Annotated in this window: 12 protein-coding genes; all 12 read left to right on the forward strand. The window is 64.6% G+C overall.

Going from position 1 to position 12,988, the window contains the following annotated elements:
* On the forward strand, positions 1–1,785 hold a 1,785-nt coding region (gene nuoG, locus KDJ86_RS07780), incomplete at its 5' end, for an NADH-quinone oxidoreductase subunit NuoG (protein ID WP_291744550.1).
* A gap of 5 nt (positions 1,786–1,790) precedes the next feature.
* Positions 1,791–2,837, forward strand: a complete 1,047-nt coding sequence (nuoH, locus tag KDJ86_RS07785; RefSeq protein WP_291744551.1) for an NADH-quinone oxidoreductase subunit NuoH — start codon at positions 1,791–1,793, stop codon at positions 2,835–2,837.
* A gap of 1 nt (position 2,838) precedes the next feature.
* Positions 2,839–3,327, forward strand: coding sequence for an NADH-quinone oxidoreductase subunit NuoI (nuoI, locus tag KDJ86_RS07790; RefSeq protein WP_291744552.1), 489 nt, complete (start codon positions 2,839–2,841; stop codon positions 3,325–3,327).
* Between the two features lie 77 nt (positions 3,328–3,404).
* Positions 3,405–4,007, forward strand: coding sequence for an NADH-quinone oxidoreductase subunit J (locus KDJ86_RS07795; RefSeq protein ID WP_291744553.1), 603 nt, complete (start codon positions 3,405–3,407; stop codon positions 4,005–4,007).
* Positions 4,007–4,315 (forward strand): NADH-quinone oxidoreductase subunit NuoK, encoded by a 309-nt coding sequence (gene nuoK / locus KDJ86_RS07800; protein WP_291744554.1) that lies wholly within the window; start codon positions 4,007–4,009, stop codon positions 4,313–4,315. The genes KDJ86_RS07795 and nuoK overlap by 1 nt, the downstream gene beginning before the upstream one ends.
* A gap of 7 nt (positions 4,316–4,322) precedes the next feature.
* Positions 4,323–6,371 carry an NADH-quinone oxidoreductase subunit L gene (gene nuoL, locus KDJ86_RS07805; RefSeq protein ID WP_291744555.1) on the forward strand — a complete coding sequence of 683 codons (2,049 nt, stop codon included), beginning with the start codon at positions 4,323–4,325 and terminating at the stop codon, positions 6,369–6,371.
* A gap of 10 nt (positions 6,372–6,381) precedes the next feature.
* Positions 6,382–7,944, forward strand: a complete 1,563-nt coding sequence (locus KDJ86_RS07810; protein ID WP_291744556.1) for an NADH-quinone oxidoreductase subunit M — start codon at positions 6,382–6,384, stop codon at positions 7,942–7,944.
* A gap of 28 nt (positions 7,945–7,972) precedes the next feature.
* On the forward strand, positions 7,973–9,406 hold the full coding sequence (gene nuoN, locus KDJ86_RS07815; protein ID WP_291744578.1) for an NADH-quinone oxidoreductase subunit NuoN: 1,434 nt from the start codon (positions 7,973–7,975) through the stop codon (positions 9,404–9,406).
* Complete coding sequence (locus KDJ86_RS07820) at positions 9,406–10,173, forward strand: biotin--[acetyl-CoA-carboxylase] ligase (protein WP_291744557.1); 768 nt, start codon at positions 9,406–9,408, stop codon at positions 10,171–10,173. Before nuoN ends, KDJ86_RS07820 begins: the two co-directional genes overlap by 1 nt.
* A gap of 71 nt (positions 10,174–10,244) precedes the next feature.
* Complete coding sequence (locus tag KDJ86_RS07825; protein WP_291744579.1) at positions 10,245–11,852, forward strand: ribonuclease J; 1,608 nt, start codon at positions 10,245–10,247, stop codon at positions 11,850–11,852.
* A 9-nt stretch (positions 11,853–11,861) separates the two neighbouring features.
* A complete protein-coding gene (gene mce / locus KDJ86_RS07830) occupies positions 11,862–12,266 on the forward strand; it encodes a methylmalonyl-CoA epimerase (RefSeq protein WP_291744558.1) in 405 nt (134 codons plus the stop codon).
* A gap of 13 nt (positions 12,267–12,279) precedes the next feature.
* A complete protein-coding gene (locus tag KDJ86_RS07835; RefSeq protein WP_291744559.1) occupies positions 12,280–12,549 on the forward strand; it encodes a DUF1467 family protein in 270 nt (89 codons plus the stop codon).
* The last annotated feature ends 439 nt before the right edge of the window (positions 12,550–12,988 follow it).

The raw sequence follows: 12,988 nt of genomic DNA on the forward strand, positions 1-12,988 counted from the left end.
CCGCTGGATTGCCCGATCTGCGATCAGGGCGGCGAGTGCGATCTGCAGGATCAGGCGATGGCCTTCGGCGTCGATGCCTCGCGCTACCAGGAAAACAAGCGCGCGGTGGAAGACAAATATATCGGCCCGCTGGTCAAGACGATCATGACGCGCTGCATCCACTGCACGCGCTGCATCCGCTTCTCGGCCGAGGTCGCCGGCGTTCCCGAGCTCGGCGCGACGGGCCGCGGCGAGGACATGGAGATCACCACCTATCTCGAACGGGCGATGAGCTCCGAATTGCAGGGCAACGTCATCGACCTCTGCCCGGTCGGCGCGCTGACCTCGCGTCCCTATGCCTTCCAGGCGCGTCCGTGGGAACTGGTCAAGACCGAGTCGATCGACGTGATGGACGCGGTCGGGGCGGCGATCCGCGTCGACACGCGCGGCCGGACGGTCATGCGGATCATGCCGCGGCTCAACGAGGCGGTGAACGAGGAGTGGATCTCGGACAAGACCCGCTTCATCTGGGACGGACTCGGCGCCCAGCGGCTCGATCGCCCGTATATCCGGCGCGGCGGGAGGCTTGAGCCGGCGACCTGGTCCGAGGCCTTCGCGGCGATCGCCGAGAAGACGGCGCATAGCGATCCGAAACGGATCGCGGCGGTGGCGGGCGATCTTGCCGGCGTCGAGGAGATGTACGCGCTGAAAGCGCTGATGGACTCCTTCGGAACCCCGCACATCGATTGTCGTCAGGACGGCTCCAAGCTCGATCCCTCGGCGGGGCGGGCAAGCTACATCTTCAATCCGACGATCGAGGGGATCGACTCCGCCGACGCGGTCCTGATCGTCGGCGCCAACCCGCGCCATGAAGCCGCTGTCCTCAATGCGCGCATCCGCAAGCGCTGGCGACGCGGCGGCCTCAAGGTCGGATTGATCGGCGAAAACGTCGACCTGACATACCCTTACGAGTATCTCGGAGCCGGACCGGACACCCTGTCGAGCCTTGCCTCCGGGGATCACGGCTTCGCCGAGACGCTTGCCAAGGCGAAACGGCCGCTGGTGATCGTCGGCCAGGGGGCGCTCGCCCGTCCCGACGGAGACTCCGTGCTGAAGCTCGCGGCCAAGCTCGCGACCGGCGGCGAGAGGGACGAAGGCTGGAACGGCCTCGCGGTCCTGCATGCGGCCGCGGCGCGGGTCGGGGCGCTCGACCTCGGCTTCGTCCCCGGCGACGAGGGACACGACGTCATCGGCATGGTTGCCGCCGCCGCCGCCGGCGAGATCGACGTGATGTTCCTGCTCGGCGCCGACGAGATAACCGTCAACGCCCTCGGCGAGACCTTCGTCGTCTATATCGGCAGCCACGGCGATGCCGGCGCTCACCGGGCCGACGTCATCCTCCCGGCCGCTGCCTATACCGAGAAATCGGCGATCTACGTCAACACCGAGGGACGCGTCCAGATGACGGCGCGCGCGGCATTCCCGCCGGGCGAGGCCCGCGAGGACTGGGCGATCATCCGCGCCTTGTCGGACGTTCTCGGTCACAAGCTGCCCTTCGACTCGCTGGCCGAGCTGCGGGCGGCGCTTTACCGGGACAAGCCGCATTTCATGCGTGTCGACCAGATCGAGGCCGGATCGGTCGACGAGGTGATGGCATTGGCGGGCGAGGCCGCCGCGCCGGCCTCCGAGCCGTTCACCAATGTCATCGGCGACTTCTACCTGACCAACCCCATTGCCCGCGCCTCGGCGGTGATGGCGGAGTGTTCGGCCCTGGCTGCCGGCAGGCTGGCGAGCGCGGCGGAGTAGGGCGAATGGACGGCTTCTTTTACGACTATGTTGTGCCGGCCATCATCTTCGTGGCGCAGAGCCTGCTGCTCATCGTCGTCCTGTTGATCTTCGTCGCCTACCTGCTCTACGCCGACCGCAAGATCTGGGCGGCCGTGCAGATGCGCCGCGGGCCGAATGTCGTCGGGCCCTGGGGTCTGCTGCAGTCCTTCGCCGATCTGATCAAGTTCGTGCTGAAAGAGCCGGTGGTTCCTTCCGGCTCCAACAAGGGCGTCTTCCTGCTGGCTCCGCTGGTCACCACGACGCTCGCCCTTTCCGCCTGGGCGGTGGTGCCGGTCGCGGCGGGCTGGGTGATCGCCGACATCAATGTCGGCGTGCTCTACATCTTCGCGATCTCGTCGCTCGGCGTCTACGGCATCATCATGGCCGGCTGGTCGTCGAACTCGAAATACCCGTTCCTCAGCGCGCTCCGCTCTGCCGCCCAGATGGTCTCCTACGAGGTCTCGATCGGCTTCGTCATCGTGACCGTGCTGCTCTGCGTCGGCTCGCTCAACCTTACCGACATCGTCGTCGCCCAGTCGGAAGGGCTGGGCACGAAGATCGGCCTGCCCAACAGTTTCCTCGACTGGCACTGGCTGGTCCTGCTGCCGATGTTCGTCATCTTCTTCGTATCGGCGCTGGCCGAGACCAACCGGCCGCCGTTCGACCTGGTCGAGGCGGAATCGGAGCTGGTCGCCGGCTTCATGGTCGAATATTCCTCGACCCCGTACATGCTGTTCATGCTCGGCGAATACGTCGCGATCGTGCTGATGTGCTCGCTGACGACCATCCTGTTCCTCGGCGGATGGCTGCCGCCGGTGGCGGTGCCACCCTTCACATGGATCCCGGGCGTCATCTGGTTCGTCCTGAAGGTCACGCTGGTCTTCTTCATGTTCGCGATGGTGAAGGCTTTCGTTCCGCGCTACCGCTTCGACCAGTTGATGAGACTTGGCTGGAAGGTCTTCCTGCCGATCTCGCTGTTCATGGTCGTAGCGGTCGCATTCGTCCTGCAACTGACCGGTTGGGGAGCCTGATATGAGACTCGGCCAGGCCGCCAGATCGCTGTTCATGATCGAGTTCATCTCGGCCTTCTGGCTGTCGATGGGCTATTTCTTCGCCAAGAAGGCGACGCTGAACTACCCCTTCGAGAAGGGGCCGGTGTCGCCGCGCTTCCGCGGCGAGCACGCGCTGCGCCGCTATCCGAACGGCGAGGAGCGGTGCATCGCCTGCAAGCTCTGCGAGGCGATCTGCCCGGCACAGGCGATCACCATCGAGGCCGGGCCGCGGCGCAACGACGGCACGCGTCGCACGACCCGCTACGACATCGATATGGTGAAGTGCATCTATTGCGGCTTCTGCCAGGAGGCCTGCCCGGTCGACGCGATCGTCGAGGGACCGAATTTCGAATTCGCCGCCGAGACTCGCGAGGAGCTTTACTACGACAAGGCAAAGCTGCTCGCCAACGGCGACCGGTGGGAGCGCGAGATCGCCTCGAACATGGCGGCGGACGCGGCCTTCCGATGAAGCGTTGGACGGGGGCGGGGCAAATGGCTAAGACACCGGCGCCAGCGGGCGACGGCAATCGGGTGGGACGCTGACAGATGGTTCTCAGCGCGATCTTTTTCTATCTCTTTTCGGCCGTGGTCATCGCCTCGGGCGTGATGGTGATCGGGGCGCGGAATCCGGTTCATTCGGTGCTGTTCCTGATCCTCGCCTTCGTCAATGCCGCCGGACTCTTCGTTCTGCTCGGCGCCGAATTCCTGGCCATGATCCTCATCGTCGTCTATGTCGGCGCGGTCGCGGTGCTCTTCCTGTTCGTGGTGATGATGCTCGACGTCGATTTCGTCGAGCTGCGGCAGGGCTTCCTGAACTACCTGCCGGTCGGCGGCCTGATCGGCATCGTTCTGCTGGCGGAATTGCTGCTGGTGGTGGCCGGATGGACCTTCGCCGGCGATACCATGCCGACGTCGCCAGCACCGGCGGGCATGTCCAATACCGCGGCCCTCGGCGAGATCCTCTACACGAAGTACATCTATTTCTTCCAGGCGGCCGGGATGGTGCTTCTCGTGGCGATGGTCGGCGCGATCGTGCTGACGCTGCGCCATCGCGAGAGCGTCAAGCGGCAGTCGATCGCCGATCAGGTGGCGCGCACGCCGGCGACGGCGATCGAGGTCCGCAAGGTGGAATCGGGGAAGGGAATCTGATGGCGATCGGGCTGGGGCATTATCTGGCGGTCGCGGCGATCCTGTTCACGCTCGGGATCTTCGGCATCTTCATCAACCGCAAGAACGTGATCGTCATCCTGATGTCGATCGAGCTGATCCTTCTCGCGGTCAACATCAACCTGGTGGCGTTCTCGTCATTCCTCGGCGACATGGTCGGCCAGGTCTTCGCTCTCCTGGTCCTGACCGTCGCGGCGGCGGAAGCCGCGATCGGCCTTGCCATCCTCGTTGTCTTCTACCGCAACCGCGGCTCGATCGCGGTTGAGGACATCAACCTGATGAAGGGCTGACAGCGGCATGTATTCAGCCATCGTCTTCCTGCCGCTGCTCGGCGCGATCATCGCCGGTGCGATTTCGATCTTCGGCGCGCATGAGCGCACCCGCCCGGCCGTCACCAACGGCCATGGCCACCGCCGCGGCCGCGGCCATGGCGAGGGCGAGAACGGCGCCGACGAACACGGCCACGACCATGAGCCGGCCGCGGTCGGTTCGCGCCAGGCGGAATACATCACCTCGGGTTTCCTGATCATATCGGCGGTGCTTTCGTGGATCGCCTTCTTCACGGTGGGGCTGGGCGACGAGCCGACCCAGCGCTACCAGGTCTTCAACTGGTTCTCCTCCGGAACGCTGTCGGTCGATTGGGCGCTGCGCATCGACACCCTGACCGTGGTGATGCTGGTCGTCGTGAACACCGTATCCTCGGTCGTCCACGTCTATTCGATCGGCTATATGAGCCACGATCCCAACCGGCCGCGCTTCTTCGCCTATCTGTCACTCTTCACCTTCGCGATGCTGTCGCTGGTGACGGCCGACAATCTCGTCCAGCTCTTCTTCGGCTGGGAGGGCGTGGGTCTTGCCTCGTATCTGCTGATCGGCTTCTGGTACCAGCGGCCGGCGGCGAATGCCGCCGCGATCAAGGCCTTCGTCGTCAATCGCGTCGGCGACTTCGGCTTCGCCCTCGGCATCTTCGCCGTCTTCGTCGTGTTCAACTCGGTCGAGTTCGAGACGATCTTCGCCAATGCGCCGACGATCGCCGGAACCCGGATGCAGTTCCTGTCGTGGAACGTCGACACGATGACCGTGATCTGCCTGCTGCTCTTCCTCGGCGCGATGGGCAAGTCGGCGCAATTCCTGCTCCATACCTGGCTGCCGGACGCGATGGAGGGCCCGACACCGGTCTCGGCGCTGATCCACGCGGCGACCATGGTGACCGCGGGCGTCTTCATGGTGGCCCGTCTGTCGCCGCTCTTCGAGCAGGCCCCGACGGCGCTGGCCTTCGTCACGCTGATCGGCGGCACCACCGCCTTCTTCGCTGCTACGATCGGCCTGGTCCAGAACGACATCAAGCGGGTGATCGCCTATTCGACCTGCTCGCAGCTCGGCTATATGTTCGTCGCGATGGGGGTGGGGGCCTATTCGATCGGCATGTTCCACCTGTTTACCCACGCCTTCTTCAAGGCGCTGCTTTTCCTTGGCGCTGGATCGGTGATCCACGCCATGTCCGACGAGCAGGACATGCGCAAGATGGGCGGGTTGCGGAAGGTCATTCCCAAGACCTACTGGATGATGGTTATCGGCAGCCTGGCGCTGACCGGATTCCCGCTCACCGCCGGCTATTATTCGAAGGACGCTATCATCGAGGCATCCTTCGTCGGCACCAATACCTTCGCCGGTTATGCCTTCGTGATGTCGACCGCGGCCGCGATGCTGACGGCCTTCTACTCGTGGCGGTTGATCTTCATGACCTTCCACGGCAAGCCGAGGGCTTCCGCCGAGGTCATGAACCACGCCCATGAATCGCCGCTGGTGATGCTGGTGCCGCTCTATGTCCTCGGGCTCGGCGCGCTGTTCGGCGGCATGGTCTTCTACAACTTCTTCATCGGCACCGGTTTCGAGGACTTCTGGAAGGGCGCCGTCTTCTTCTCCGAGGAAAACCACACCCTCGAGGAAATGCACCACATTCCGTTCTGGGTGGTCTGGGCGCCGACCACGATGATGGTGATTGGCACCGCGATCGCCTACTGGTTCTACATGGTGAACACGGACGTGCCGAAGCAGCTCGCGGCCCGCAACGACTGGCTCTACCGCTTCCTGCTCAACAAGTGGTACTTCGACGAGCTCTACGACTTCCTGTTCGTCCGCTCGCTGAAATGGCTCGGCCGCTTCCTGTGGAAGAGGGGCGACGGGTGGCTCATCGACGGCTTCGGCCCGGATGGCGTGTCCGCCCGGGTGATGGACACCACGGCGCGGATCGTGAAGCTGCAGTCCGGCTATCTCTATCACTACGCCTTCGCGATGCTGATCGGCGTGGCGTTTCTTGTCACCTATCTGATGTTCGCGGCGTGAGGGGCGTCCAATGAGTGAATGGCCGATCCTCTCGACGATCATCTTCCTGCCGCTGGTGGGGGCGCTGCTGGTGCTCGTGATCCGCGGCGACGACGAGATCGCCCAGCGCAACATCTTCAACGTCGCGGTCTGGACGACGACGGTGACGTTCATCCTGTCGCTGTTCGTCTGGATCAACTTCGACAGCGCCGATCCCGGCTTCCAGATGGTCGAGCGGGCCGAGTGGCTTGGCGGCGGGATCACCTATCATATGGGGGTCGACGGCATCTCGATGCTGTTCGTCATCCTGACGACCTTCCTGATGCCGCTCTGCATCATCGCCAGCCGCCTGACGGTCAAGACCCAGTTCAAGTCCTATATGGTCGCCTTCCTGGTGATGGAGACGCTGATGATCGGCGTCTTCTGCTCGCTCGACCTGGTGCTCTTCTACCTGTTCTTCGAGGGCGGGCTGATCCCGATGTTCCTGATCATCGGCATCTGGGGCGGTCCGCGCCGCGTCTATGCGAGCTTCAAGTTCTTCCTCTACACGCTGCTCGGCTCGGTGCTGATGCTGCTCGCGATCATGGCGATGTACTGGTATTCGGGCACCGTCGTGCCGTGCGACGCGTCGGCCGGCGGCATCGCCGCGACCTGTTCGACGACCGATATCGTCAAGCTGATGGATGTCCAGTTCCCGGCCAGCATGCAGTTCTGGCTGTGGATCGGCTTCTTCGCGAGCTTCGCGGTCAAGATGCCGATGTGGCCGGTCCATACCTGGCTGCCGGACGCGCATGTCGAGGCGCCGACGGCGGGTTCGGTGATCCTCGCCGCGATCCTCCTGAAGATGGGCGGCTACGGCTTCCTCCGCTTCTCCTTGCCGATGTTCCCGCTGGCCTCAGCCGATCTCGCGCCGTTCATCTTCACGCTGTCGGTGGTGGCGATCATCTACACCTCGATCGTCGCCCTGATGCAGAAGGACATGAAGAAGCTGATCGCCTATTCGTCCGTCGCACATATGGGCTTCGTGACGATGGGCATCTTCGCCATGACGACCCAGGGCGTGCAGGGCAGCATCTTCCTGATGCTGTCGCATGGTCTCGTCTCCGGCGCGCTCTTCCTTTGCGTCGGGGTCGTCTACGACCGCATGCATACCCGCGAAATATCGGCCTATGGCGGCCTGGTGAACCGGATGCCGCTCTACGCGCTGGCCTTCATGGTCTTCACCATGGCTAATGTCGGCCTGCCGGGGACGATGGGCTTCGTCGGCGAATTCCTGACGCTGGCCGGCACCTACAGGGTCAATACCTGGGTCGCCTTCCTGGCGACGACCGGCATCATCCTCTCGGCGGCCTATGCCTTGTGGCTCTATCGCCGGATCATCTTCGGGAAGCTGGAAAAGGGGAGCCTGAAGGACATTCTCGACCTTTCGCGACGCGAACAGCTGATCCTGGCGCCGCTGGTGATCCTCACGCTGTTTTTCGGCTTCTTCCCGGGGCCGATCATGGATGTGACGGCGGCGTCGGTCGACCAGCTGGTCGCCAATTACGAAGCCGCGCTGTCCGCCGCCGGCCAACTCGCTTCGGCTTCGCCATGACGATACGGCGCGGAGAAAGCACGTGACCATGTTCCCGGATCTCCTGCCGGCTCTGCCGGAGATTCTGCTGGCCGTCGGGGCGCTCGCGCTGCTGATGATCGGCGTCTTTGTCGGCGAGAAGTCGACGTCGCTGATCAACGGCCTGTCGATCGCGTTGCTGGTCGTGGCCGGTATCGCCGTGATCGCGGGACCGGGCGGCGGCGTCACCTTCAGCGACGCCTTCATCCTCGATCCGTTTGCCCGCTTCATGAAGGTGCTGGCGCTGATCGGCTCGGCCATCGCCATCGTCATGTCGATCGGCTACGCGCGGGCGCGGAAATTCGAGCGCTTCGAATATCCGGTCCTCATCGTCATCGCGACGCTCGGCATGTTGATGATGATCTCGGCCAACGACCTGATCGCGGTCTATCTCGGCCTCGAGCTGCAGTCGCTGTCTCTCTACGTGATCGCCGCCATCAACCGGGATTCGGTGCGCTCGACCGAGGCCGGGCTCAAGTATTTCGTGCTGGGGGCCCTGTCGTCCGGCATGCTGCTCTACGGCGCCTCGCTGGTCTACGGCTTCACCGGGACCACCACCTTCGCCGGGATCGCCTCGGCATTGACCGCGGAGGGGGCCTCGCTCGGTCTCGTCTTCGGCCTCGTCTTCCTGATCGCGGGGCTTGCTTTCAAGATTTCGGCGGTGCCGTTCCATATGTGGACGCCGGACGTCTATGAAGGCGCGCCGACGCCGGTCACCGCCTTCTTCGCCGCGGCGCCGAAGGTCGCGGCTGTCGCGCTGTTCGTCCGCGTGGTGGTCGGGCCTTTCGCGCCGATCACCCATGACTGGCAGCAGATCCTCTCCTTCCTCGCCATCGCCTCGATGGTGCTCGGCGCCTTCGCCGCCATCGGGCAGCGCAACATCAAGCGGCTGATGGCTTATTCCTCCATCGGCCACATGGGATATGCGCTGGTCGGATTGGCGGCGGGCAGCGAGGCCGGCGTCCAGGGCGTCATCCTTTATGTCTCGATCTATCTGGCGATGACGGTCGGCGCCTTCGCCTGCATCCTGTCGATGCGCCGCCGCGAGGGCATGACCTACGAGATCAACGATCTCGCCGGGCTCGCCAAGACCCATCCGGTCATGGCCTTCATGTTCGCCGCGATCCTCTTCTCGCTGGCGGGGATACCGCCGCTCGCCGGCTTCTTCGCGAAATTCTACGTGTTCCTGGCGGCGATCGAGGCCGAGCTCTACGTGCTGGCGGTTATTGGCGTGGTCGCCAGCGTCATCGGCGCCTACTACTATCTCCGGATCATCAAGATCATGTATTTCGACGATCCGGCGACGAGTTTCGAGCCGATGCCAACCGAATTGCGGGTGGTGCTTGGCGTCAGCGGCGCCTTCGTCCTGTTCTTCATCATCTTTGCCGGCCCGCTCGGCGGCGCGGCGGGACTGGCTGCCCAGACCTTCTTCCCGACGGGTTGATGGACGAGACCGGCCTGCCATCCGGCTACCGCCGCGAGGCGCATGACAGCGTGACCTCGACCAGTTCGGTCGTACTGGAGCGCGCCCGGAACGGTGACCCGGGCGGGCTCTGGGTGACGGCGCGGGACCAGACCGAAGGCCGGGGGCGACGCGGCCGCCACTGGACGACGGGAGAGGGGAATCTCGCAGCGTCCCTCCTTCTGGTCGACCCGGCGCCTCCGCCGATCGCCGCGACCATTTCCTTTGTCGCCGGGCTGGCGCTCCACCGCGCGATCGTCGGGCTCGCCGGCATCGCTCTCGTCGAACGGCTCAAGCTGAAGTGGCCGAACGACCTCCTGCTTGGCGGGCGCAAGGTCGCGGGGATACTGGTCGAGGGCGAGAAGATGGCGGATGGGCGGTTCGCCGTGGCGGTCGGGATCGGTGTCAATTGCCTGTCCCATCCGCAAAGCGAGGCGACCTTCGCGGCCGATGACCTGATGACGGGGGGCGTCGCGATCGAGAGCGAACGCCTCTTCGCGGGATTGGCATTCACCATGGCGGACGAGATCGAGCGCTGGGATCGCGGCGGCGGTTTTGCCGAGGTCCGCTCCGCCTGGCTCGACCGCGCCTATGGGATCGGCGAGCGGATCACGGTCAATCTCAACGATCGCGTCATCGACGGAAGCTTCGAAACCCTGGATGACGACGGGCGGCTGGTGCTTGGGCGGCCGGGCGGTGCCCGCGAGACGATCAGCGCCGGCGATCTCTTCTTCGCGGGCCGGGCCTGAGAGTGAGCGGCTTGGCACGGTCCCGCGAAGAGCTGGTATTCCTTCCGCTCGGCGGCGTCGGCGAGATCGGGATGAATCTCGGCCTCTACGGCTATGGCCCCGCCCACCACCGGACGTGGATCGCGGTCGATTTCGGCATCGCCTTTCCGGGCGAGGAAGCGCCCGGCGCCGACGTGATCTTCCCCGACATCTCCTATCTGGAGGAAGAGCGGATCAACCTCGCCGGGATCCTGATCACCCACGCCCACGAGGACCACTACGGGGCGCTGATCGACCTGTGGCCACGGCTTCGCGTGCCGGTCTTCGCGACTGCCTTCACCGCGGGCCTCCTGAACGCGAAACGCGCATCCGAACCGGGCGCCGAGACGATCCCGGTGACCATCGTCGCGCCCGGCGGCCGCTTCAAGGCGGGACCATTCGAGGTTGAATACATCAACGTCACCCATTCGATCCCGGAAGCCAACGCGCTGGCGATCCGCACGCCACTCGGGCTCGTGCTCCATAGCGGCGACTGGAAGCTTGACGACACGCCGGTCATCGGCCTGCCGACCGACGAGAAAAGGCTCCGGGAGATCGGGGAGGAGGGTGTCCTGGCGCTGGTCTGCGATTCGACCAACGCCTATCGCGACGGCCGCAGCCCGAGCGAGCGCGAGGTGGCGCTCGAGATCGAGGACGTCGTCGCGATGGCGCGTGGGCGGGTCGCCTTCACGACATTCTCGTCCAATGTCGGCCGTATCCGGTCGATCGCCCTTGCCGCGGCAAAGGCGGGCCGGGAAGTCGTGGTCGTCGGCCGGGCCATTCGACGGATGCTCGACGTCGCCGGAGAACTCGGGATCCTGGCCGGTCTGCCGCCTTTCCTGGAGGAGGAGGCTTACCAGCATCTGCCGCGTAACAAGGTTGTCGCTCTGCTGACCGGGAGCCAGGGCGAGTCGCGTGCCGCGCTTGCCAGGATCGCCGGCAACGACCACCGCCATGTCGCCTTCGACAAGGGCGATCTGGTCGTCTTCTCCTCCCGCGCGATACCGGGCAACGAAGTCCCGATCAACCGGATCATCAATTCGCTGGTCGCCCGCGGTGTCCGCGTCATGACCGACCGCGACCGGCTGGTCCACGTCTCCGGCCATCCGCGCCGGGAGGAGATGCGCCACCTCTACGGATGGCTGAGGCCGGAGATCGCGGTGCCCGTGCATGGCGAAGCGATGCATCTCGAGGCGCATGCCGAGCTTGCCGAGGAGCTCGGCGTGAAGTCGGTGCTGCGGATCGAGAACGGAACGATGGTGCGCCTGGCGCCCGACGCCCCCGGTGTCGCCGACGAGGTCGAAGCCGGGCGCCTCTATCGCGATGGCCGGCTGATCGGCGCGCTCGACGAGCTCGGTATCGCCGAAAGGCGGCGCCTGTCCTTCGCGGGCCACGTTTCGGTTTCCGTGGTGATCGACGCGAAGGGGGAACTGCTCGCTGATCCGCAGGTGGGCCTGGTCGGCGTGCCGGCAATCGACGCGGCGAACCGGCCGTTGTCCGAAAGCGTTCTGAACGCGGCGCTTGGCGCCATCGAGTCGATCCCGCGGCGCCGCCGGCATGCCGAGATCGTGCGCGAGGCCGTGCGGCGCGCGGTCCGCGCGGAGGTCGCGGGCATCTGGGGCAAAAAGCCGAATTGCACGGTGTTCCTAACGGTCGTATGAGGGGCGATCATGATCGGCCGCCTCAATCACGTCGCCATCGCCGTGCCCGACCTCGCGGCCGCGGCCGCACACTATCGCGATCGCCTGGGCGCCAACGTGTCGGATCCCGCCGAGCAACCGGAACACGGTGTCACGACGGTCTTCGTGGAACTGCCGAACACCAAGATCGAGCTCCTCGAGCCGCTCGGCGAAAATTCACCGATTGCCACCTTCCTGTCGCGGAACCCGGACGGCGGCATCCATCATCTCTGCTACGAGGTCGATGACATCGGCGACGCCGGCCGGAAGCTGGCCGGCTTGGGCGTCCGGATTCTTGGCAGCGGCGAGCCGAGGCCAGGCGCGCACGGAAAGCCCGTGTTGTTCCTTCACCCGAAGGATTTCATGGGCACGCTGATAGAACTCGAAGAGGCCTGAGGCGGCGTCCACCATGAACCTCGTCAGCATCATTGCTGTCTATTTCGTCGTCTGGTGGATCGTCCTGTTCGCGGTGCTTCCCTGGGGCATGCGCACCCAGGAAGAGGAGGGCGAGGTGATCCTCGGCACGGACCCGAGCGCGCCCCACAACCCAAAGCTGCTGAAGAAGGCAATCGCAACCTCGATCGTTGCCGCGATCGTCACCTTCGGCATCTGGTTCGGGGTGGATTACCTTGGCTATGGCGTCGAGGAACTCGGCGAGCTTTTCCTGCCGGGGCAATAAAAAAAGCAAGGCTTTTCAGCCTTGCTTGCCGAGTTCCGCGTCTTTAACCCTTTTTGCCTTGCCCACCGATCCAATTGGCTGATTGAATCTTTTCCTCAAAGCAGGGCGGCTGCAACCGTCAGGTGCGCCAAAAGGGATCTTCCTCCCAAGACTTAGACCGCGATGCCTTTTTGTCTGGGTGTCGGGTTGGTCTTCGAGAACCGTTTCCCTAGCCCTTTTTATGGGACGGACCGTAGCGAAACTCGGAGCGCTTGTCATCTATTTGTGCGCCGTCGGCATATTTTTTTTGCAGTCTTATGACCGGCGTAAGTGCCGGTGCGCGGCGTGGGGACGGTTCGGGTTGGGCGGCCTTCCTGCCGGGGCCGCGGTGAAGCGTCCTCCGGGCCTCGCGGGGCTTGTGTTTTGCGCGGCGTACCGATTGACTGCGCCACGTCAGCGT

It is taken from the genome of Bauldia sp., assembly GCF_020442045.1.
GTDB lineage: Bacteria > Pseudomonadota > Alphaproteobacteria > Rhizobiales > Kaistiaceae > Bauldia.